This is a genomic window from Methylosarcina fibrata AML-C10 (assembly GCF_000372865.1).
Classification (GTDB): Bacteria; Pseudomonadota; Gammaproteobacteria; order Methylococcales; family Methylomonadaceae; genus Methylosarcina; species Methylosarcina fibrata.
Window position 1 is genome coordinate 635604 of record NZ_KB889965.1, and the last position, 21401, is coordinate 657004.

At 54.8% G+C, this 21401-nt stretch carries 17 protein-coding genes; 6 read left to right on the forward strand and 11 right to left on the reverse strand.

The annotated features are described in order from the left end of the window. Positions 1-10 precede the first annotated feature (10 nt). The 10 genes from A3OW_RS0103220 to A3OW_RS0103265 all read right to left on the reverse strand — a co-directional run bounded on the left by A3OW_RS0103220 (position 11) and on the right by A3OW_RS0103265 (position 9797). Positions 11-274: a YbeD family protein gene (locus tag A3OW_RS0103220; protein WP_020561989.1), complete on the reverse strand. Its 264-nt coding sequence runs from the start codon at positions 272-274 to the stop codon at positions 11-13. Continuing rightward, positions 271-1113: a D-amino acid aminotransferase gene (locus tag A3OW_RS0103225; RefSeq protein ID WP_020561990.1), complete on the reverse strand. Its 843-nt coding sequence runs from the start codon at positions 1111-1113 to the stop codon at positions 271-273. The genes A3OW_RS0103220 and A3OW_RS0103225 overlap by 4 nt, the downstream gene beginning before the upstream one ends. Beyond that, positions 1103-2281 carry a D-alanyl-D-alanine carboxypeptidase family protein gene (locus A3OW_RS0103230; protein WP_020561991.1) on the reverse strand — a complete coding sequence of 393 codons (1179 nt, stop codon included), beginning with the start codon at positions 2279-2281 and terminating at the stop codon, positions 1103-1105. The genes A3OW_RS0103225 and A3OW_RS0103230 overlap by 11 nt, the downstream gene beginning before the upstream one ends. A gap of 267 nt (positions 2282-2548) precedes the next feature. Further along, entirely contained in the window at positions 2549-3202 is a 654-nt protein-coding gene (locus tag A3OW_RS28800) for a septal ring lytic transglycosylase RlpA family protein (RefSeq protein WP_020561992.1), read from the reverse strand. Next, complete coding sequence (gene mltB, locus A3OW_RS0103240) at positions 3195-4187, reverse strand: lytic murein transglycosylase B (RefSeq protein WP_020561993.1); 993 nt, start codon at positions 4185-4187, stop codon at positions 3195-3197. Before mltB ends, A3OW_RS28800 begins: the two co-directional genes overlap by 8 nt. Continuing rightward, complete coding sequence (rodA, locus tag A3OW_RS0103245; RefSeq protein WP_020561994.1) at positions 4184-5314, reverse strand: rod shape-determining protein RodA; 1131 nt, start codon at positions 5312-5314, stop codon at positions 4184-4186. The genes mltB and rodA overlap by 4 nt, the downstream gene beginning before the upstream one ends. After that, positions 5304-7148, reverse strand: coding sequence for a penicillin-binding protein 2 (gene mrdA / locus A3OW_RS0103250; RefSeq protein ID WP_020561995.1), 1845 nt, complete (start codon positions 7146-7148; stop codon positions 5304-5306). The genes rodA and mrdA overlap by 11 nt, the downstream gene beginning before the upstream one ends. 13 nt (positions 7149-7161) lie before the next feature. Further along, positions 7162-7650 (reverse strand): rod shape-determining protein MreD, encoded by a 489-nt coding sequence (gene mreD / locus A3OW_RS0103255; RefSeq protein WP_020561996.1) that lies wholly within the window; start codon positions 7648-7650, stop codon positions 7162-7164. Further along, complete coding sequence (gene mreC / locus A3OW_RS0103260) at positions 7637-8524, reverse strand: rod shape-determining protein MreC (RefSeq protein WP_083918122.1); 888 nt, start codon at positions 8522-8524, stop codon at positions 7637-7639. The genes mreD and mreC overlap by 14 nt, the downstream gene beginning before the upstream one ends. A gap of 229 nt (positions 8525-8753) precedes the next feature. Then, the gene (locus tag A3OW_RS0103265) at positions 8754-9797 is read right to left on the reverse strand and encodes a rod shape-determining protein (protein WP_020561998.1); all 1044 of its coding nucleotides are present in this window, start codon (positions 9795-9797) and stop codon (positions 8754-8756) included. Positions 9798-10053: 256 nt separating this feature from the next. Between A3OW_RS0103265 and gatC the strand changes: the two genes are divergently transcribed. The 4 genes from gatC (at position 10054) to A3OW_RS0103290 (ending at position 13869) form a co-directional block, all read left to right on the forward strand. Then, positions 10054-10341 (forward strand): Asp-tRNA(Asn)/Glu-tRNA(Gln) amidotransferase subunit GatC, encoded by a 288-nt coding sequence (gene gatC / locus A3OW_RS0103275; RefSeq protein WP_020562000.1) that lies wholly within the window; start codon positions 10054-10056, stop codon positions 10339-10341. An 18-nt stretch (positions 10342-10359) separates the two neighbouring features. Continuing rightward, the gene (gene gatA / locus A3OW_RS0103280) at positions 10360-11811 is read left to right on the forward strand and encodes an Asp-tRNA(Asn)/Glu-tRNA(Gln) amidotransferase subunit GatA (protein ID WP_020562001.1); all 1452 of its coding nucleotides are present in this window, start codon (positions 10360-10362) and stop codon (positions 11809-11811) included. A gap of 7 nt (positions 11812-11818) precedes the next feature. Beyond that, entirely contained in the window at positions 11819-13273 is a 1455-nt protein-coding gene (gene gatB / locus A3OW_RS0103285; protein ID WP_020562002.1) for an Asp-tRNA(Asn)/Glu-tRNA(Gln) amidotransferase subunit GatB, read from the forward strand. A gap of 149 nt (positions 13274-13422) precedes the next feature. Next, entirely contained in the window at positions 13423-13869 is a 447-nt protein-coding gene (locus A3OW_RS0103290) for an Rsd/AlgQ family anti-sigma factor (protein ID WP_020562003.1), read from the forward strand. Positions 13870-14129: 260 nt separating this feature from the next. Here the strand turns inward: A3OW_RS0103290 and A3OW_RS0103295 are convergent, their stop codons facing one another. Beyond that, the gene (locus A3OW_RS0103295; protein ID WP_020562004.1) at positions 14130-16793 is read right to left on the reverse strand and encodes a UPF0182 family protein; all 2664 of its coding nucleotides are present in this window, start codon (positions 16791-16793) and stop codon (positions 14130-14132) included. 773 nt (positions 16794-17566) lie between these two features. On the opposite strand from A3OW_RS0103295, the gene fusA reads away from it, so the two are divergent. Continuing rightward, positions 17567-19651, forward strand: a complete 2085-nt coding sequence (fusA, locus tag A3OW_RS0103300) for an elongation factor G (protein WP_020562005.1) — start codon at positions 17567-17569, stop codon at positions 19649-19651. Between the two features lie 275 nt (positions 19652-19926). Next, complete coding sequence (locus A3OW_RS0103305; protein WP_020562006.1) at positions 19927-21351, forward strand: aldehyde dehydrogenase family protein; 1425 nt, start codon at positions 19927-19929, stop codon at positions 21349-21351. Positions 21352-21401: the final 50 nt, after the last annotated feature.

Sequence of the window (21401 nt, forward strand, 5' to 3'; positions counted from 1 at the left end):
GTGCCGGATTTTATAAGACCATCATGATCAGAGGGTGACTCGATAAATCCAGATAGATGTTATCGAGCTGCTGTTTGCTGTGCGCCTCGATGATGACGGTAATGGCGGTGTAATTGCCGCCCTTGCTGGGGCGCGACTTTACCGCGCCCTCGGTAAGGTCGGGGCTGTGCCGCCGGACGATTTCCACTACGACCAAATCGAGTTCGGGCGTGGTTTTGCCCATGGCCTTGATCGCAAAACGGCACGGGAATTTCAGCAGGGTCTCTTCGCTCATCTCAGGGATTGTTTGTAATTCTGGAACAGCCGGTTCATGGTGGCCCAGACCGGCCCCGGTTTGCCGCCGCCGATTGGAGCGGAATCGAGTTCGACCACCGGCATGATTTCGCGGGTCGAACTGGTCAGCCAGATCTCGTCGGCACTTTTCAGCGTTTCCAGGGAAATGCTGTCTTCCCGATAGGAAATATGGTTTCTTTCGGCGATTTCAAGGAGGACGTCGCGGGTAATTCCCGGCAATAATTCATGGCTTTTCGGTGGCGTGACCAGGACGCCGTCGACGACCGCGAAAACATTGCTCGCCGCGCCTTCGGTGACGTGATCGCCCCTCACCAGAATGGCTTCGGTGCAGTCTTTCTCGACCGCTTCCTGCCGGTAGAGAATATTGGCCAAAAGGGTAATGGCCTTGATATGGCACAGTTGCCAGCGCCCGTCCGGCATGGTCATGGCCCTGACGCCGGAGTTCTGGCCGGGCAGGGGGACAATGGCCGACGACATCGCAAAGACGGTCGGCCGGATCTGTTTCGGAAACGCGTGGTCTCTTTTTTCCGCAGAACCCCGCGTAACCTGCAAATAAACATACTGATCCAGGGCCGGGTCCAACAGCGGCGTCAGAATCTCGAGCCATTGCGCATAAGGGAAGGGATTGCCCAGACGAATGCCGGAGAGACTGCGATCCAGTCTCTCCATATGCTTGTCGAAATGAAACAAATGTCCCGAATAGGACGGAATGACTTCATAGACGCCGTCACCGAATAAAAAGCCGCGGTCCAGGACCGAAACTCGGGCTTCATTCAACGGAAGATAACGGCCGTTCAGATAGACCGTTTTATTTTCCATCGCGGTTGACCACCAGAAGAATGGCGCTGTCGGTCAACTGGCGGAAAATATTGCCTTTTTCCACGGTTTTTAGGGCCACCAGGTCTTTTTTGATGATCGGTTCGCCTTTAAAGGAAACTTCAACCGAACCCAGCTTGTCGCCTTCCTTGACCGGCGCGGTGATGTTCTTGTCGACGTTGATGACGGCTTTCAGCTCGTTGTAATGGCCGCGGGGGATCGTCGCGTAAAGATCTTCGGTCAGACCCAGAGGCAATTCCTTGACGTCGCCTTTCCATACCCGGGCATCGGACAGCGATTTTTTACCGTCGTATAATTTGTGGGCTTCATAAAAACGGAATCCGTAATTCAAGAGATTCTGGTTTTGCACCGCCCGGGCGTTGTCGCTTTTGGCGCCCATCACGACCGAAATCAGACGCATGTCGTTTCTGAGGGCCGACGCGACCAGGCAGAAACCGGCTTCATCGGTATGCCCCGTCTTTACGCCGTCGACCGAAGGATCGCGGCCCAGCAACTGGTTGCGGTTGTGCTGAACGATTTTGTTGTAGACGAATTCCTTTTGCGAAAACCACGGGTAAAAGTCGGGAAATTCCTTGATCAAGGCCTCGGTCAGAATGGCCAGATCGCGCGCCGTGGTGTAATGGCCTTCCACCGGAAGCCCGTCGCTGTTTTTAAATTGGGTGTTTTTCATGCCCAATCGTTCCGCCTGCTGATTCATCATCGCGGCGAAGACTTCCTCCGATCCGGCCACATGCTCGGCCAGAGCGACGCTGGCGTCGTTGCCCGATTGAATGATGACGCCTTTCAGCAAATCTTCGATTTTGACCCGGTCGTTCACTTCCACGAACATGCGCGAACCGGACGTGCTCCAGGCTTTTTTGCTGATGGTGGCCAGATCGTCCAGTTTCAGATGGCCGTTGGCGATTTCCTTGAATACGACATAGACGGTCATGATTTTGGTCAGGCTGGCCGGCGCGAGTTTGGCGTCGGCATTGTTTTCGGCCAATACCTTGCCCGTTTGATAATCCTGCAATACGAAGCTGCTCGCTTCGATGGTGGGTGGGATGGGGATCAGAACGTCTGAATTTTCTGCGTTGGCCTGGAACGGAGCCGTCAGGAAACTGAAAAGGAGTATGAAAAAGACCCGCTGGAAATTTAATAAAGACATCATTGCTATGGAAAGTTCACTTAGAAAAACATGGCTTTATTGTAGCATGATCGGAGCAGGTTGTCGGGATTCGCTTAATCACGGCGGTTTGCCGACGCATTCTTTTTCCGGAGCGGACGAGGGGCAGACGGCCGGATTTTGACGCTGCCTCGGGGAGGCAAAAACGAGTCCCTTAAAAGGAGCGTAAAATTAGCTTCGGGCTATAGAGGATACGCCGGAGGATTTCTTTCCGTCGGTCCGAATTGGATTGAATGAGCGGAATGGGCCGGTCTATCGCTTGCCTTCTTTTTCTTCTTGGTCATTCTCCAGTTGCGGCAAAGCCTGGGCGTCGGTTAATGCCACAATTTCCACTTTGGCCAAACCTTCTTTTTGAATGCCCAGTTTTTTGGCGGCGGCATAGGAAAGATCGAGCAAACGGTTGCCGACGTAAGGTCCGCGGTCGTTGATGCGGACAATGACGCTGCGGTTGTTTTCCAGATTGGTCACCTGGGCATAGGACGGAATCGGCAGGGTTTTATGCGCGGCGGTCATTGCGTACATGTCGAAGATTTCGCCGGTAGCGGTCTTTCTGCCGTGAAACCGGGGGCCGTACCAGGAAGCGATGCCTTGCTTGATGTAACGGGTGATCCGGGGTATCAGCGCTTCCTGTTGGGGCGGCTCTTCGGGCTTGTTGGGCCGGTTTACCTGAAGAACGGCATGTTGCCGGAGGGGGCGGTCGGCGATCAGATGGCGTTTGCCTGGAGCGGAAAGGGGAGAGGAGATGGATGGGGACGGGGACTGGGTCGTGTCTTTATTTTGAGTGGCTTCGGCGGTCAGCCGGGGCAGAGGGGTGATTTTGTTGATCGATACATCTGGCGTTCTGACTTGCTGCGTGGAACAACCACACAACACAATGACAGAAATGGATGGTATGATTTTATTCATAGGGAGATGTCGGTTTGTATTTTGAGATAGCCTCGCTTAATTGAAAAACAGCCATGGCGTACAAGGGGCTGTGGTTGTAGCGGGTGATGACATAGAAATTATCGAAAGCAGCCCATAGTTCATCGCCATGTTCTTGTTCAAAAGCAAGCAGTTTGATCTTACTGTTTAAAGGCGGATACCCTGAAATTTCAACATGGGCCGATTGTAACTCTTCAATTATTAAATCCGGCTTAAGGTTGCCGTTTAATTTCGATTTGTAAAAATCCCCGGATGCCTTCGCCGGCATCGCAACCGGCTGGCCCGGTTGCCAGCCGTGACGGGAAAAATAATTGGCGATGCTGGCGATGACGTCGTTCGTGTTGCGCCAGATGTCGCGCCGGCCGTCCCGGTCGAAATCGGCCGAATACGAGCGGAAACTGCTCGGCATGAATTGCGGCATGCCCATTGCGCCGGCGTAGGAGCCGACAGGCTTCAGGGGATTCATATTTTCTTCCCGGCAAAGCAGTAAAAAATTTTCAAGTTCGCCGGTAAAAAAACGGCTGCGGGGAGGATAGGCGAACGCCAGCGTCGTCAGAGCATCGATGACTCGATAGTTGCCGGTTTTTTGGCCGTAACGGGTCTCCACTCCCAAAATCGCGACAATGATCGGCGCCGGAACGCCGTATCGACGTTCCACGGCGGCCAGGGCGTCCGCATTTTCCCGCCAGAATCGGGCGCCTTCGAGAATCCTGGATTCGGTCAGAAAGATCTTCCGGTATTTATACCAGGGCATTTTTTCCGCCGGCGAGGCGATGCGAACGAGAATCTCCGGTTTTAATTCGACCGAAAGGAACAGATCGTCCAGAGCGGCTTCGTCGAAATGATGTTTGAGGCTCATTTCCCGGATGAAAACGTCCGCCGGCCGGGTTTTCTCCGGCGCGCAGGCAACGCAAAACAAAGCGGCGCAGCTCAGAATAACGGGGGTCAGGTTGCTTGTCGGTTTCATTGAAGGCTGAATTTCCGGTGAGTGTGAATGGACATGAGGATGCCGAAGCCGGCCAGCAAGGTGACGATCGAGGTGCCGCCGTAACTGATCAGCGGCAACGGTACGCCGACCACCGGCAAAATGCCGATGACCATGCCGATGTTGACGAAAACGTAGACGAAAAAGGTGAAGGCCAGGCTGCCGGCCAATAAGCGGCTGTAGCTGTCGCGCGCCTGTGCGGCGATGTACAGACAGCGTCCGATGATCAGCAGATACAGGATCAACAGGCCCAGGCAGCCGAACAGGCCGAATTCTTCGGCGAACACGGCAAAAATGAAATCCGTGGAGCTTTCGGGCAAAAAATCCAGTTCGGATTGCGTGCTGCCGAGCCAGCCCTTGCCGTACACGCCGCCGGAACCGATCGCGATCTTGGATTGAATGATGTGATAGCCGCGGCCCAGAGGATCGGCTTCGGGATTCAGCAGAGTGACTACCCGCGCTCGCTGATAGTCGTGCATGAAGTGCCAGATGACGGGAGTCGAGGCGCCGATGACGGAAAAAATCGCCAGAATGAATTTCCAGGAGAGTCCGGAAAAAAACAGCACCGCGGCGCCGGAGCTGGCCACCAGCAGGGCCGTTCCCAGGTCGGGCTGTTTGGCGATTAACAGCGTCGGCACGATGATCAGGAGGCCGGCGATCAGCAATTGTTTGGTTTTCGGCGGAAACTGGTGTTCGGCCAGATACCAAGCGATCATCATCGGCGTAGTGATTTTGATCATCTCCGAAGGCTGGAAGCGGAAAAAACCCAAATCCAGCCATCTTTGCGCTCCTTTGCCGATTTTTCCCATGATCAGAACCGCGACGAGCAGTACCACGCCGATGCTGAACAGTTCCGCCGAATACCGTTTGAATTGGTTGGGATGCACGTGTGCCAGCGCCGTCATCAGCAGGAACGCCAGGCCGATACGGGCCGCCTGGCGCAGCAATACGTCCATGTCCTGTCCGCCTGCGCTGTACAGGATCACGAAGCTCAAAAGGGCGGTGAACAGCAGACAGATGAATAAAGGAATGTCGATGTGAAGTTTTCTGAGAATACTGCCGAGAAGCGACGGAGAGTGAAAATGTTTATGCTGGATTTCAGTTCTCATGGTTTTCCTGCAGGTATTGCTTGATGACTTTCGCGGCGATCGGCGCTGCGACCGAACCGCCGTGTCCGCCGTGTTCGACGACCACGGCCACCGCAATTTTGGGATCGTCGGCCGGAGCGAACGCGATGAACAAGGCATGATCGCGCAGTTTGAAGTCGATTTCGTTTTCGTTGTATTTGGCGTTCTGCTTGATGCCGAAAACCTGGGCCGTGCCGGTCTTGCCGGCGATTTGATAGGGAATGTCCCGGCCGATGCTTCTCGCCGTGCCGCCGCCGCCATGCACGACGTTGATCATGCCGTTAATGATTTCATTAACGTTATTTTTATCCAGAGGAATGACTTTGGCGTGAGTTTCAGGCCCCGGCCGGGTGCCGTTCGGGGTGGCGATCTTGTCCACCAGATGCGGCGTGACGACCTTGCCGTTGTTCGCCAAGGTCGCGGTCGCCCTGGCCAGTTGCAGCGGCGTGACCTGGTGATAGCCCTGGCCGATGCCGGTAATCAGCGTTTCGCCGGGGTACCAGTCCTGATTCTTTTTCTTTCGCTTCCATTCCTTTGAAGGCAATAAACCGGGCTTTTCGCCCACCAGATCGATGCCGGATTTTTCACCGAAACCGAATTGCTGAAGGAAATCGTGCATGTGATTGATGCCCAGCATCGAGGCCAGACGATAGAAATAAACGTCGCAGGATTGCGTAATCGCGGTGCTCATGTTTACCGTGCCGTGGCCGCCTTTTTTCCAGTCGCGGTACTTGTGACTGACGCCGGGCAGTTGATAAAAGCCGGGACAGAACAAACCCTGATGAGCATGGATGACGTCGTATTCCAGTCCGGCCAGAGCGATGAACGGCTTCATCGTGGAGCCCGGAGGATACAGTCCCCGCAAGGCCCGGTTATAGAGCGGTTGATCCTCCGAGGCTTGCAGTTCGCGATAGGCGTCGCTGCCGATGCCGACCACGAACGGATTCGGATCGAAGCCGGGACGGCTGACAAAGACCAGGACGCCGCCTGTCTTGATGTCGATCGCCACGACGGCGCCGCTGTAAAAATCGAGCGCGTCATAGGCCGTTTTCTGCAGATCGACGTCCAGAGTCAGATAGAGGTTGGCTCCCGGCGTCGGCTGGACCTCGTTGAGCGTATTGAGCAGGCGTGCCTGAACGTTCGTCTCGATTTCCGCATAGCCGGTTTTGCCGTGCAGTTCGGTCTCGTAGGATTTTTCGATGCCGAGTTTGCCCATGTGGGTCGAGCCGCGGTATTCGGAAATGGGCAGATCCTTGAGCTCGTCCTCGCTGATGCGGCCGACGTAGCCGATCACGTGGGACGCCAGGTCGTTGTAAGGGTAATGCCGGACCAGATGGGTTTGAATGTCGACTCCGGGAAAATAAGGCCGGACTACCGCGAATTTGGCCAGTTCTTCGTCGCTCATGTTCGACAGTAACGGCGTCGGCACGAACCGTTTCTGGCGCTTCCGGAGTTTCTGGTAGAGCTCGATTTTTTCGTCCGGAATGTCGAGCAGAACCTGAAGCCGCTTCAGGGTGTCTTCGAGGTCGCTGATTTGTTCGGGAATCAGTTCCAGACTGAAGGAGGTCGTATCGTCGGCCAGAATCCGGCCTTTTCTGTCGTAGATGATGCCCCGGGTCGGCACCAGCGGCACCAGTTTGACGCTGTTTTCCTTGGCCAGCGTGGCATAGTGCTCGTGGCCCACGATCTGCAGATAAACCAGCCGGACGATCAAGCCGGTCGTCAACAGGCCGATGAGAACGAGCGAGGCAATGATGCGGCCCAGAAAAAGACGGTCTTCGACTGCATTGTCTTTAATGGAATAAATGCGGGACATGATCGATCGTTATTCAACCGAGCCGCTTGGTCAGGCGAACAAACCTGAGTGCGGTATACACCAGAGGCCAGCACAGAGTGCCGGTAAACACGGGCAGCCAGAACGTGCCCTTGAGCTGAGCCGGATGCTGGGCGTTTTTAATGAAGAACAGCAGTAGTTGGGACAGTAGCAGGCAGAAAAAGATGAACAACGCTTGCTGGATAATGGGAAACTGCCTGAGGCGCTTGTGCAGTTTCAGGCAAAGATAGATGACCAGGGAATATGCCAGCGCATACTGGCCGAGCAGCTTGCCGGTCAGCACGTCGGTGAGCAGCCCGAAGGTCCAGGCGTGGAAGATGCCGACCCGTTCGGGAACGGCCAACGACCAGTAAATCAGGGACAGAAGCACCCAATCCGGATTGAACAGGCTTGCCAACTCGGGCAAGGGCAGAATGCGCAGTGCCATCGCCAGAACGAGAGTGAAAATGATCCGGTAAAAACCGTAAGAACTACTGCCCCTCATGCGTGGGATTCTCCTGTTCGTTTGGGGCTGGCTTGGGGCTCAGCGGAATCGGGGTGGAATCGCTCCAGACGATCATCAGTTCCCGGTTGCGGTCCAGCAAGGCTTTGGGCGTGGCAGTCACCGTGGCGAACGGCTTGTTGTTCTGCGAGGTGAATTCGTCCACGACCGCGACCGGATAACCCTGCGGGAAGGTGCCGCCAAGACCCGACGTGATCAACAAGTCTCCGGGACGGATGTCGGCATTGTTCGGGAGATAAGGCAGGTTGAGGCGGTTTATCTGGCCGCTGCCGACCGCGATGGTCAACAGGCCGTTGCGATTGACCTGGACGGGAATGGCGTGGTTGGGGTCGGTGATCAGCATGATTTCCGAGCTGAACGGCAGAGCCCGGAACACCTGACCGACGACGCCGTTGGCGTCCATGACCGGCTGCTGGGGATGCACGCCGAAGCGAGTGCCTTTATTGACCACCACGATGTGTTCATAAGGCGCCATGTTGACCGACAGCAATTCGGCGACCAGGACTTTTTCACCGAGCTTGAAGGAGTTTTCCAGCAGGGCGCGCAAGCGGATGTTTTCCTTTTCCAGCGCGGCCAGTTTGAGCAGACGGGTCTGATGAATGAGCCGTTCCTCATGCAGCCTGCGGTTCTCTTCCTTCAAGGTGGTATAACTGCTGACGGTCTCGGTCGCCTCCTGGATGATCGACGGAGGCAGGTTCACCAGGTATTTGACCGGATCGGTCAGGATCGACAAGACGGACCGGAACGGGGTGAGTTGTTGCCCGCGCTGGTCCAGGACAAGCAAAGCAATTGAAGCAATGATGGCGACCAGCAACCGGGTAGTGATGGACGGATCGCTCGCGAATAGAAGTTTTATGGCTGGATTCCTCGGTATCGGACACCCGCAGCGCTCTGGTTACACTTTCCCTAGTTTGCCCTGTCTCCCCTATTCATGGGGCGGTTCATCGAATCCCCCATTTTCCAAGAAGAAAAAACAAAACTCGATCGGGAGTTGTCAGCGCCATGCAAGGGTGGTCTGGATCAATAAAACAAACGGACGGTCATCGGTAAGAATTCACACCGGGACCGTAAAGTCAATAACCTGGTCATTCCAGGGAAAACGTCGAGATTCCCTTCTTGTCGAGCATTTCCAGAACCATGCCGCCGCCTCGAGCCACGCAGGTTAAAGGATCGTCGGCAATGTAGACCGGCAAACCGGTTTCTTCGGCGATCAGACGGTCGATATCCTTTAACAGGGCGCCGCCGCCGGTCAGATAAATGCCCCGGTTGGCCACGTCCGCGCCCAGTTCGGGCGGCGTCTGTTCCAGCGCGATTTTGACCGCGCCGACGATGCCCGACAAGGGCTCCTGCAGGGCTTCGAGAATTTCGTTGCTGTTCAGAGAGAAGCTGCGGGGCACGCCTTCGGCGAGATTGCGGCCCTTGACTTCGATCTCGCGCACTTCGCTGCCGGGATAGGCGGTGCCGATTTCGAGCTTGATTCTTTCCGCGGTCGATTCTCCGATCAGCGTGCCGTAATTCCGGCGCACGTAACTGACGATGGCGTCGTCGAAACGGTCGCCGCCGATGCGCACCGAGGACGAATAAACGATGCCGTTGATGGAAATCACGGCCACTTCCGAGGTGCCGCCGCCGATGTCCAGAACCATCGAGCCGCAGGGTTCGTCGACCGGCAGACCCGCGCCGATCGCGGCGGACATGGGCTCCTCGATCAGATAGACTTCGCGCGCGCCCGCCATTGCTGCCGATTCGCGGATGGCTCTGCGTTCGACCTGGGTCGAGCCGCACGGCACGCAGATCAGAATGCGCGGGCTGGGTCTTAGCAGTTTGCTCTTGTGCACTTTTTCAATGAAGAACCGGAGCATGCGTTCGGTCACGGCAAAGTCGGCGATGACCCCGTCTTTCAAGGGACGGATCGCGGTGATGTTGCCGGGGGTCCGGCCCAGCATGAGTTTGGCGTCGGTGCCGACCGCCGCGATGGTTTTGGCGCCGCGAACCTTGTCTTCCTTGATCGCGACGACGGACGGCTCGTTCAGAACGATGCCCTGTCCCGGAATATAAATCAATGTATTGGCGGTTCCCAAATCGATGGAAAGGTCATTGGAAAAGATTCCGCGAATTCGTTTGAACATTTTTTACTGTTTCCTTATAGGAATAAAATCGTATTACTTTATCAATCCAGCGGGTATTTAGGCAAGATATAAAGTATCATATTTTAGAAGCTGTTTGGCAAGAATCACATTTTTCAAATTTCGTTTTTTATCCGGAGCCAAAACCGAGGGGAATGACAAAAACGTCCGGTTTTTTTCGTTTTCAGCTTCGTTTCTGCTGCGCCGCCGGTAGCGGACGGAAATCCGGATTTTTTTTTAATATTGGCAAGAGGTAATCATGTCTTTAACGACGGATGAAGTAAGAAAAATAGCACATTTGGCGCGCTTGGGAATTGACCCGCAGGATATCGCATCGTACGCGCAGGATTTGTCTTCGATATTGAACCTGATGACGGCCATGAACGACGTGAATACGGAAGCGGTCATGCCGATGGCGCATCCTCTGGATCAGGTTCAGAGATTGCGGCCGGACCGGGTCAGCGAACCGAACCTTCGCGAGAAGTTCCAGGCGATAGCGCCCCAGGTCGAAGCGGGCCTGTATCTGGTTCCGAAAGTGATCGAATAAATAAGGAATGGAACGAACATGTACGATCGAAGCATAACAGAACTGGCCCAGGGCCTGCGTTCGGGCGAGTTTTCAAGCCGGGAATTGACGTTGGCGTTTCTGGAGCGAATCGAGCGCCATCCGGAAATCAATGCCTACATTACGGTCACCGAAGAACGGGCTCTGGCCGACGCGAAAGAAGCCGATGACCGCCTCGCCAGGGGAGAGGGATCCTTGCTGACCGGCATTCCGATAGCCCATAAGGACATCTTTTGCACGGAAGGCGTTAAAACCAGTTGCGGATCGAAAATGCTGGATAACTTTATCGCGCCCTATGATGCGACCGTGGTGGAAAAGTTTAAAGAAGCCGGCGCAGTGATGCTGGGCAAGCTGAATATGGACGAGTTCGCGATGGGGTCGTCGAATGAAACCAGTCATTACGGCGCGGTACGCAACCCCTGGGGTATAAACAAGGTGCCGGGCGGCTCCTCCGGCGGTTCGGCCGCGGCGGTGGCGGCGCGGCTGGCGGCGGCGGCAACCGGCACCGACACCGGCGGCTCGATCCGGCAGCCGGCCTCGCATTGCGGCATTACCGGGTTGAAACCGACTTACGGCCGCGTTTCTCGTTACGGCATGATCGCTTACGCGTCCAGTCTGGACCAGGGTGGGCCGATGGCGCGAAGCGCCCACGATGCCGCGGTTCTTTTGCAAACGATGGCGGGTTTTGATGAGAAGGATTCGACCAGCGTCGATTTGCCGGTGCCGGACTATACCGCCGGGTTGAATGCCGACCTCAAAGGGCTGAAGATCGGCCTGCCCAGGGAATTCTTCGGCGACGGCCTGAGCCGTGAGGTCGCGGCAGTCATCGAGGCGGCGGTGAACGAATACCGGAAATTGGGCGCCGAGATCCGGGAAGTTTCGATGCCCGATCTCAATCTGGCCATTCCCGCCTACTACGTCATCGCTCCGGCCGAATGCTCGGCTAATCTGTCACGTTTCGACGGCGTGCGTTTCGGTTACCGCTGCCAGAATCCCTCCGACTTGACTGATTTATACACCCGCTCGCGCGGCGAAGGCTTCGGCAAGGAGGTCAAACGGCGGATTCTGATGGGAACCTATGCGCTGTCGGCAGGCTATTACGATGCTTATTATGTGAAAGCTCAGAAAGTGCGGCGCCTGATCAGCGACGATTTCAAAAAGACGTTTGCCCAGGTCGACGTCCTGATGGGGCCGGTCGCACCCACGACCGCTTTCGGAATCGGGGAAAAAATGGGCGACCCCGTTGAAATGTATCTGTCCGATATTTATACCATCGCCGTCAATCTGGCCGGGCTGCCGGCGATGTCCGTGCCGGCGGGATTCGCTTCCGGCCAGCCGGTGGGATTGCAGATCATCGGCAATTATTTTACCGAGCCCCGGCTGTTGAATATTGCCCATCAATTTCAACGGATGACGGATTGGCATCAGCAATTACCGGAAGGGTTTGAGTAAGGAGGAAATGATGGAATACGCTCAACAGGAAAAATGGGAAGCCGTGATCGGTCTGGAAATCCATACGCAATTGGCGACCCGGTCGAAGATATTTTCGGGAGCGCCGACCGCTTACGGCGCCGAGCCCAATACTCAGGCTTGTGCCGTGGATCTGGGCCTGCCCGGCGTGCTGCCGGTATTGAACGAAGAAGCCGTGACCATGGCGGTCAAATTCGGTCTGGCCATTGAGGCCGAGATCGCGCCTTATTCGGTCTTCGCCAGGAAGAATTATTTCTATCCCGACTTGCCCAAAGGCTATCAAATCAGTCAATTCGAGCTGCCGATCGTCGGCCGCGGACATCTGGACATCGACGTGGACGGCGAACGCAAACGCATCGGCATCACGCGCGCCCATCTGGAGGAAGACGCCGGCAAATCGCTGCACGAAGACTTTCACGGCTTGTCGGGCATCGATTTGAACCGTGCGGGCACGCCGCTGCTCGAGATCGTGTCCGAGCCGGACCTGCGCTCGGCCAAGGAAGCGGTAGCCTACATGAAAACGCTGCACGAATTGGTGCGTTATCTCGGCATTTGCGACGGCAACATGCAGGAAGGTTCCTTCCGCTGCGACGCCAACGTCTCTGTGCGCCCGAAAGGGCGGCAAGCATTCGGCACCCGCACCGAATTGAAAAACATCAATTCGTTCAAGTTCGTCGAAAAAGCGATCAATTATGAAATCGAGCGGCAAATCGATTTGATCGAAAGCGGCGGCAAGGTGGTTCAGGAAACCCGGCTGTACGATTCGGCAAAGGATTTGACCCGTTCCATGCGCAGCAAGGAAGAAGCCAACGACTACCGTTATTTTCCCGATCCGGACCTGTTGCCCGTTTTTATCTCCGAGGAATTCAAGGCGCAGGTCCGGGCCGATCTGCCGGAATTGCCCTGGGTCAAAAGACGGCGTTTCCTCGAACACTACCGTCTGGACGAAGAAAGCATCCACCTGTTGACTTCCTCGCGGGAGATGGCCGATTATTTCGAGGCGCTTATTCAAGCTTCGGGATGTGAACCGAGATTATGCGCCAATTGGGTCGCCGGCGAATTGTCGGCGGCGTTGAATAAATCGGGTCTGGAAATTGCCGGATCGCCGGTGGATTACCGGCGATTGGCCGGCTTGCTGGCGAGAATCGCCGACAACACGATCTCGGGCAAGATCGCCAAGCAGGTTTTCGACGACATGTGGCAGACCGGAGCCGGTGCCGACGAAATCATCGCCGCGAAGGGGTTACAGCAAATCAGCGACAGCGGCGTCATTGCCTCGATCATCGATAAGATCATCGCCGATAATCCGGCGCAGGTCGAACAATACCGGAGCGGCAAGGACAAGGTGTTCGGATTTTTTGTCGGCCAGGTGATGAAAGCGATGCAGGGCAAGGCCAATCCGGAAGAAGTCAATAAAATGCTCAAGGATAAATTATCGCCGTAGCGCTCGGTCCACCGGGAATTCATGGGCCGCCTCCGGATTGAAATGCAAGGCGGGCCCATGACTTCGTCAATGAAAAAATCGTTGCGCTTTAGGCGGTGCTGACATACATTACACGCAAAATTGTTATATAAATTGGGGGAAATACTATCATGCCTGTTGAAACACCAGTCAAACTGGAAAGAAGACAGCAAGCGGCTCAATTGATTGCCGAACTGCAAAGTGAAAGGCAGGCGTTGTGGTCGTTATATTGCCAGATAGCAGACCTTAAACCTTTTACCAAGGTGGAACAGGTCAGGATCAAACTGACCCGGTTTTCGCAAACCTTGGTCGATTACGTGTCGCTGGGACATTTCGGCCTTTATGAACGCATTCTGTGCGGCACGGAACGGCGAAACCGCATTCTGTCGGTCGCAACCGACATGTATCCGGAGTTTTCGGCGGTTACCGAAGCCACCCTGGCCTTCAACGACAAATATGAAAACCTGGACGTCATGGAGACCTTCGACACCCTGTCCGAGGATTTATCCGCAATGGGCGAGTCGCTGGCCAAACGGTTCGACCTGGAAGACCGTCTCTGCGAGTTGATGCAGCGATAGTTTCCTTGTGGTCGTTGATTGGCGGCCCGATCTTTTTTGTTGTTTTCCCTGACTGTTCCGGATTTTGGGTCGAAAAAACAAAGATTCAAATGCCGCAAAGCATTGCTTCTTCTCACGACGGCACACGCAGCGGTCCTAAGTCTTCTTTCGAAGCGAAAAAATAGAACCGGACCTGCGAGGTTGTTAAAATCTCGCAGGTCTTTTTATTACGGCGTCAAGCGGCGATTATCGCTTCTGTCAATGCAAATCCTGCGGATCGGCTACCTCTCTGTCCCGGGAAGAGTCAATGTCGGTGCGGACGTTCCCGTGCCCGCGTGCTCCCTGGCCTCTTTGGTATGCATCTGTTTCAAACGGTTGAACGCCGACCAGAAATTGGTGTCCATCACCACCTGGTTGCCGATCGAAACAATGATCCTGAGCAACTCGGGAATGGCGTTGTTCTTCGAGACGATGTATACCGGCTGCACGTAGAGCACGCTGTTGCCCATCGGCATGATGATCATGCGGCCCAGTCGTATGTTCGAGCCCCCTTGATCCCAAAGCGTGAATTGGGCGGATATTTCCGGATCCTGCTGAATGAGCGCTTCCACCTGGGCCGGACCGTTGACCTGAACGTCCTTGCGGAACTTGTAGATCGTGATGCCGGGTTTATAGTCCGTGCTGCAGGTTTTGGCATCCAGAATGCCGGCCACGCCGATCATGCTGAGGTTGTTGTTGTTGATCGGCGTCATCGGATTCAGCATGACGAACTCCTCCTTGCCGTTGCAGTTGCCGAAATCGATGGTCTGATAATACGGCTTGACCGGCTCGCCCCGGACTCTGGCGAATTGCCAGGTTTCGGCCTGTTCGTAGAACAGCTCGGGTTTTTGCTGATGATATTTCGCATACACTTTCATCTGCAGATAAAACAGATCACGCGGGTAGCGCAGATGAGACTTCAGGTCGGCGGGCATCTCTTCCATATTCTTGAAAAGGCTCGGATAAGCGTTACTGTAGGCCTGGATGATGACGTCCGAAGGATCGGAAATATAATACTGAACGTTCCCATCCAGTGCGTCGACCGCCACCTTGACCGAATTCCGGATGTAATTGAATTCCTGTTTGCCGTCCAGTAAGTCGTCCTCGGCGGGTTTCGCAACGGGATACCATTTTGACAGCGTGTAGGCGTCCTGGATCCAGTAAAACCGGTCTTTGGTCAAGACCAGATAAGGGTCGCTGTCCAGGTGCAGGAACGGCGTCAGCGTATGAATGCGTTCCGTGATGTTCCGGCGTATCAAGAGCTGACTGTTGTCCGTGATATTGGTCGAGAAGAATATTTTTTCATCTTTGAAATAAAACGCGAACAACGCCTTTCTGAACAGCGAAGGAATCGGTATGCCGCCTTCGCCTTTATAGAGGCTTGCCACGCCGGGATCGGTCGGGGTTCCGGAAATGCCGACGACGTTCAATTTATTCGGCACAATGGCGTAAGTGTATTGCTCCTGGCCATAATAAATGTCCGGATATTTTACCGTCAGGCCGACGGTCGAGTTCAGGTTCAAATCGCGCAGATACCAGAGCAGCGGCTTGCCGGCATCCTGCGCCGCCGGCGTCACCACGGCGCCGTAGCCGTGCGTGTAGCGCAAATGGGTGTTTTCCCAGTTTTGGGCTTCGGCCGGAAGCTTTTCCAGATTGATTTCCCGTGCGGCCAGATTGACCTGGCGGGTGTGATCCAGCAGAAAATAACGGTCTTCGTCGACGAGCGGAAACCGGTAATAAGGCCTGATCGATTGCAGTTGATTGTACGTGTCGATCAGGACTTCCCGGTCCCAGACCGGGATGTTTTCGAAATGTTTTTGCGTGCTCCAGGTTTCAATGTCCTCGCTCGCGTCGAGCTTGATGGTCTGGTCGACAATATGGATATTCTTGAGGTCGTAGGCGTCCTGAGTCGCGTCGATATTGTTCTGCATGAACGGTTTTTCAGTTCTGACCGGATTCGGATTGACGATGTATGTTTGAATCAATTCGGGGATGAACTGAACCCTAGGCAGCCACAATACGCAAAGAAAAAGCGTGAAGGAAATAAGCAAAGGCGCCTTGATCCGGTGTTTTTCGGAAAAAATGAACAGGCCCGCGGAAACGGCGGTGGCCAGAAAAGTAATGATGCCTAGCCAGATCAGCGGCAGTTTCCAGCGGATTTCGACAAAGCCGGGACCGAAAAAAACCGGTTCGTGATTATCCACGTACAGCAGCGAAAAACGCTCCAGCATGAATCCCCAGACCACGAATAAAACCACAAAGCCCATCAGAATGACCAGATGGATCTTGGCGCCCAGAGGAAATTCCTTGCTTTGATCGGGCACAAAAACGTGTTCCAGCCAATACAGGATCCCGACCATGCAGAACAGCAGAATGGCCGTGCTCAGCAGCTCTTTCTGGATCAGCATGTAGAGCGGATAGGACAGCAGATAAAAACTGCTGTCCTGGCCGTAAACCGGCTCGGTGACTCCTGACGATCCGCCGAAAAAATAAAGCAGCGCCGCTTCCCATTGATCATAAAAAGGGACGGCAACAAAAATGGCCAGAATCAGGGAAATGGGCGTATAGATCCTAACCGAGCCGCTCATGAAGAGATCGGCAAAACGCTGAAAACGCCGGCGTTTGTCTATGCTGGAAAGCACTTCATCGCGCGGATTGATGCCCAGATAACGCGAGGCGATCCAGAAGTGAAAAAAGAAGATGGAGAAGAACGCCAGAGTGACGACGCCCGACAGAAAAAAACGGTAGAGCAGCCTGAGCCAGAAGTAGGCTTCCAGTTTTAACGACTGAAACCACCATAAGTCAACGAACAGATCAAGGAAAATGAAATAAAAAGCGACATAAACAACGATCGCAATTCCCAGGGTCGCTCCAATCAACGCGGGTATAAACTTCAGGTTCCGCATAATGTCCTCTTTAGTATCGATGGTAGGTAATTGGTATTTTTATTGTCTTTCTACGGTACGGCAATAAGCCGTCGAACGGCGCAGCGCGATCCGGCGGGAAGGATAACAAGGGTGGGCCGGCCGCGTGGCGCATTGAATAGACTCTTCTTTAACATGAATTACTTGGGTTGAAGGCAACGTGAGCGCAATGTTTGTTGTTGGCAGAAAGGTCTTAAAAATGGATTGTATCCAAATACAAAGGTCTTTTCCCGTCGTTTGGAGAAAAAGCTGTTTTCGGGGGTTTCGCCGGTATTTCCAAGACTCGAACGATTCCGTGCGCCGGCCGAGTCCTGCGGCGACAGCCTGTAAGAGCGGCAATCGGCCAATCCGTTTGCGTGCTTGAATGCCGAATAAAATATCGCCATTTTAAACTAAAGAATGGCCGTTGCGCCTTCAAATTCCGATTCGGTTTGGAATTATTTGCGGGCCGGCCATACAAATTCATGGTTTTACTATATTTTTGCAATGTTTTTAGGTTAAAATAGTCGGCTATCGACGCTGGACGAGTGGGGGCGCTGGTGACTTAATAACGCGGTCTCACTTGGCTTGATCTACTTGTGATGTTCAAAAGCTTTTCATCCAAATCCCTTGGTTGTCGCGATCGCGGTCTTAGTTAGACTTAAGACGGCGGTGTAATGCTTTGTAGTTCAATTGCCCCGGTACGGATCCTTATTGAGTTTATCCTCAAGGCCGGTCACCAAAAAAGTTTTTTATGCCCAACTTAGAGTAAAAACATGACTGATTTATCGCTTTACAGAAATATCGGTATATTCGCGCACGTGGATGCCGGTAAAACGACCACCACCGAGCGGATTTTAAAGCTCACCGGTAAAATCCATAAAATCGGCGAAGTGCACGACGGAGCGGCGACCACCGACTTCATGGTGCAAGAACAGGAACGCGGAATTACCATTCAATCGGCGGCCACCACTTGTTTCTGGAAAAACCACCGCTTCAATATCATCGACACTCCGGGCCACGTCGATTTTACGATCGAAGTGTATCGTTCGCTGAAAGTGTTGGACGGTGGTATCGGCGTGTTCTGCGGTTCCGGCGGCGTTGAACCGCAATCGGAGACCAACTGGCGCTATGCGAACGATTCCAAGGTCTCCCGTCTGATCTATGTCAACAAACTCGACCGTATCGGAGCGGACTTTTTCCGCGTGATCAAACAGGTCGAAGACGTCCTGGGCGCCACGCCGGTCGTGATGACTTTGCCGATCGGCCGCGAAGATCAATTTACCGGCGTAGTCGATCTGTTGACCCGCAAGGCGTGGATCTGGGATGATTCCGGCGATCCGATGAAATTCGAAATCAAAGATGTTCCTGCCGACATGGCGGCCGACGTCGAAAAATGGCGCGAAAAACTGATCGACCAAGTTGCCGATCAGTACGACGAGGTCATGGAAAAATATCTGGAAGGCGAAGAGCCGGACATCGACACGATCAAGCGCTGCATCCGCAAGGGTACCATCAATATGGATTTTTTCCCGACCTATTGCGGCTCGTCTTTTAAAAACAAGGGCGTTCAGCTCGTGTTGGACGGCGTAGTCGATTATCTGCCGAATCCGACGGAGGTTAAACCTCAGCCTGAAACCGACATCGAAGGCAATCCGACCGGTCAATTTGCCGTCGTCGACCCCAGCCGGCCGGTGCGCGCCCTGGTATTCAAGATCATGGACGACCGTTTCGGCGCGCTGAACTTTATCCGTATTTATTCCGGCCGCCTGAAAAAAGGCGATACCCTGCTTAATACGTACACCGGCAAGACCGAACGGGTGGGGCGTATGGTGGAAATGCACGCCGACGACCGTTCCGAAATCGAAACCGCCCAGGCCGGCGACATTGTCGCCCTGATCGGCCTGAAAAACGTGCAGACCGGGCATACCTTGTGCGATCCCGACAAGCCGGCGACACTGGAGCCGATGGTGTTCCCGGATCCGGTGATCTCGGTGGCGGTGACTCCGAAAGACAAAGGCTCCAACGAAAAGATGGGCATTGCGCTCGGCAAAATGGTTGCGGAAGATCCGTCGTTCCACGTTTCGACCGACGAAGAAAGCGGCGAAACGATCCTGAAAGGCATGGGCGAGTTGCACCTCGACATCAAGGTCGACATCCTGAAGCGGACCCACGGCGTCGAAGTGACCGTCGGCAAGCCGCAGGTCGCTTACCGTGAAACGATCACTCGCCGCATCGAAGACGAGTACACGCACAAGAAGCAATCGGGCGGTTCAGGACAGTACGCGAAGATCAACTATGTAATCGAGCCCGGCGAACCCGGCAGCGGCTTTGCCTTCGAATCGGCGGTAACCGGCGGTAACGTGCCGCGCGAATACTGGCCGGCCGTCGAAAAAGGCTTCAAAAGCATGCTGGACCAAGGCACTTTGGCCGGTTATCCGTGCCTCGACTTCAAAGTGACCCTGACCGACGGTGCGTTCCACGCGGTCGACTCGTCCTCGATTGCGTTCGAAATCGCCGCGAAAGCCGCGTTCCGCCAGTCGATTCCGAAAGCGGCGCCGCAACTGATCGAACCGATCATGAAAGTGGACGTGTTCACTCCGGAAGACCACGTCGGCGACGTGATCGGCGACCTCAACCGCCGCCGCGGCATGATCAAATCGCAAGAGCCCGGCGTTACCGGCGTTCGGATCAAAGCGGACGTGCCGCTCAGCGAAATGTTCGGTTATATCGGCGATCTGAGAACGATGACTTCCGGACGCGGCCAGTTCTCGATGGAGTTCTCGCATTATCTGCCTTGTCCGAAAAACGTGGCCGATGAAGTCATCAAGGAAACGCTGGAACGCAAAAAACAGAAATAAACTCCGTATTTCCGGCAGACCGGGCAGCCTCGCTGCCCGGTCTTTTTTTTATCCCGTTTTTTTTCCACTTTCTCAAACACAGCCGATTCTCCTGAAGAGGATTGCGCGTTCATTTTTTCATCCCGGCATTCGGTCTGAATCGAGTGCCCTGGAAACAGTTCGCAAGATAGCCTCAATGTATCCGGAGGCTTACCGCCTTGATTGACAATCGTTGGTCCATACTTCATTCTTGGTTCCGAATGAGGGCATCTCATCATCGAGAGCGAGGAGGAACCATGTTAATCGATCACGAAGGAGGGCTTGCCGCGGAAGTTTCGGCTCTGGTGGAAAACGCCCGCCGCGCACAGATAAAAATCGAAAATTATTCCCAACAGCAAGTCGACGAACTGGTGACGGCGATTTGCTGGTCGGTGGTTCGGCCCGAACGGGCGCGCCGGCTGGCCCGATCGGCAGTGGACGAAGGAGGCTTCGGCAATTACGAGGACAAGATCGGCAAGATCCGCAATCGCTGCATGGGCACGTTGCTGGACATGCAATCCGTTAAAACGGTAGGGATCGTCGAAGAAATTCCGGAAAAAGGCCTAGTAAAAATCGCCAAACCCATCGGCGTGGTCGCGGCGCTGATACCGATTACCGGACCGGATGCGACGCCTCCCCTGAAAACCTTACTGGCGCTGAAAGGCCGGAACGCCATCATCATCGCCGGCCATCCCCGGGCGCAAAAAACCACCGAATTGACGGCCGAGTTCATGCGGGGCGCGTGCCGACAGGTGGGCGCTCCCGAGGATCTCATTCAAGTCGTGAAAAAACCTTCGCTGGCAAAAACCCAGGAATTGATGAAGCAGGCCGATCTGATCGTCGCCACCGGCGGCGCGGTCATGGTGAAGGCCGCCTACAGTTCCGGAACTCCGGCTTTCGGCGTCGGCGTCGGCAATGCCGTCCATGTGGTCGATGAATCGGCCGACCTGGAAGACGCCGCCTGCTGCATCGCCGCCGCCAAAAAATTCGATTACGCCACCAGTTGCCTGGCCGACAATGCGGTGGTCGCCCACGACTCGATTTATGCCGATCTGTTGCGCCGGCTCGGCGCCGCCGGCGGCCATCTTTGCAACGACGTGGACAAGGCAAGATTGCAGAAGGTGATGTGGCCGGATCCTTCGACTCACATCCCGGTGCTGGAGGTCATTGCCAAACCGGCCGCAGCCATAGCGCGCCTGGCCGGAATCGAGGTTCCGGACCACTGTACTTTCTTGATGGTCGAGGAAGACAACGTCGGCCCGGAATTTCCTTTTTCCGGAGAGAAACTCAACTCCGTCGTGACTTTGTACCGGTACCGCGGAGACTTTGCCCATGCCGTCCGGCAGGTGAACGCCATCACCCGATATCAGGGCCAGGGCCATACCTGCGGCATTCATTCGCAAAACGAAGCCAATATCATGGAATTGGCTTTTCAAACGCGGACCGGCCGAGTGATGGTCAATCAGAATTTGAACGAAGGCGCCGGCAGTCCGCGCAACGGTATGCCTTACACCCTAAGCCTCAGTTGCGGTACCTGGGGCGGCAACATCACCACCGAAAACGTCAATGCGCGCCATATGATCAATCTGACCTGGGTATCGCGGCCGATACCGCCCCGTTCCCTGGATGAGACGGTGTTGTTCGCCGATCATTGGCAGAAATATGGGCATTCCGAAGAATGATGAATATATAACAACAGCGGCTGGGTTCTCTTTTTCGACAGCCGGACTTT

Bases quoted from the DNA above. Each gene is read 5' to 3' on its own strand.
- mrdA (WP_020561995.1), bottom strand. From the start codon at position 7,148: ATGTCCCGCATTTATTCCATTAAAGACAATGCAGTCGAAGACCGTCTT.
- A3OW_RS0103220 (WP_020561989.1), bottom strand. From the start codon at position 274: ATGAGCGAAGAGACCCTGCTGAAATTCCCGTGCCGTTTTGCGATCAAG.
- gatB (WP_020562002.1), top strand. From the start codon at position 11,819: ATGATGGAATACGCTCAACAGGAAAAATGGGAAGCCGTGATCGGTCTG.
- A3OW_RS0103225 (WP_020561990.1), bottom strand. From the start codon at position 1,113: ATGGAAAATAAAACGGTCTATCTGAACGGCCGTTATCTTCCGTTGAAT.
- A3OW_RS0103230 (WP_020561991.1), bottom strand. From the start codon at position 2,281: ATGATGTCTTTATTAAATTTCCAGCGGGTCTTTTTCATACTCCTTTTC.
- gatA (WP_020562001.1), top strand. From the start codon at position 10,360: ATGTACGATCGAAGCATAACAGAACTGGCCCAGGGCCTGCGTTCGGGC.
- A3OW_RS0103295 (WP_020562004.1), bottom strand. From the start codon at position 16,793: ATGCGGAACCTGAAGTTTATACCCGCGTTGATTGGAGCGACCCTGGGA.
- A3OW_RS0103265 (WP_020561998.1), bottom strand. From the start codon at position 9,797: ATGTTCAAACGAATTCGCGGAATCTTTTCCAATGACCTTTCCATCGAT.
- A3OW_RS0103305 (WP_020562006.1), top strand. From the start codon at position 19,927: ATGTTAATCGATCACGAAGGAGGGCTTGCCGCGGAAGTTTCGGCTCTG.
- mreD (WP_020561996.1), bottom strand. From the start codon at position 7,650: ATGAGGGGCAGTAGTTCTTACGGTTTTTACCGGATCATTTTCACTCTC.
- mltB (WP_020561993.1), bottom strand. From the start codon at position 4,187: ATGAAACCGACAAGCAACCTGACCCCCGTTATTCTGAGCTGCGCCGCT.
- gatC (WP_020562000.1), top strand. From the start codon at position 10,054: ATGTCTTTAACGACGGATGAAGTAAGAAAAATAGCACATTTGGCGCGC.
- fusA (WP_020562005.1), top strand. From the start codon at position 17,567: ATGACTGATTTATCGCTTTACAGAAATATCGGTATATTCGCGCACGTG.
- A3OW_RS28800 (WP_020561992.1), bottom strand. From the start codon at position 3,202: ATGAATAAAATCATACCATCCATTTCTGTCATTGTGTTGTGTGGTTGT.
- A3OW_RS0103290 (WP_020562003.1), top strand. From the start codon at position 13,423: ATGCCTGTTGAAACACCAGTCAAACTGGAAAGAAGACAGCAAGCGGCT.
- rodA (WP_020561994.1), bottom strand. From the start codon at position 5,314: ATGAGAACTGAAATCCAGCATAAACATTTTCACTCTCCGTCGCTTCTC.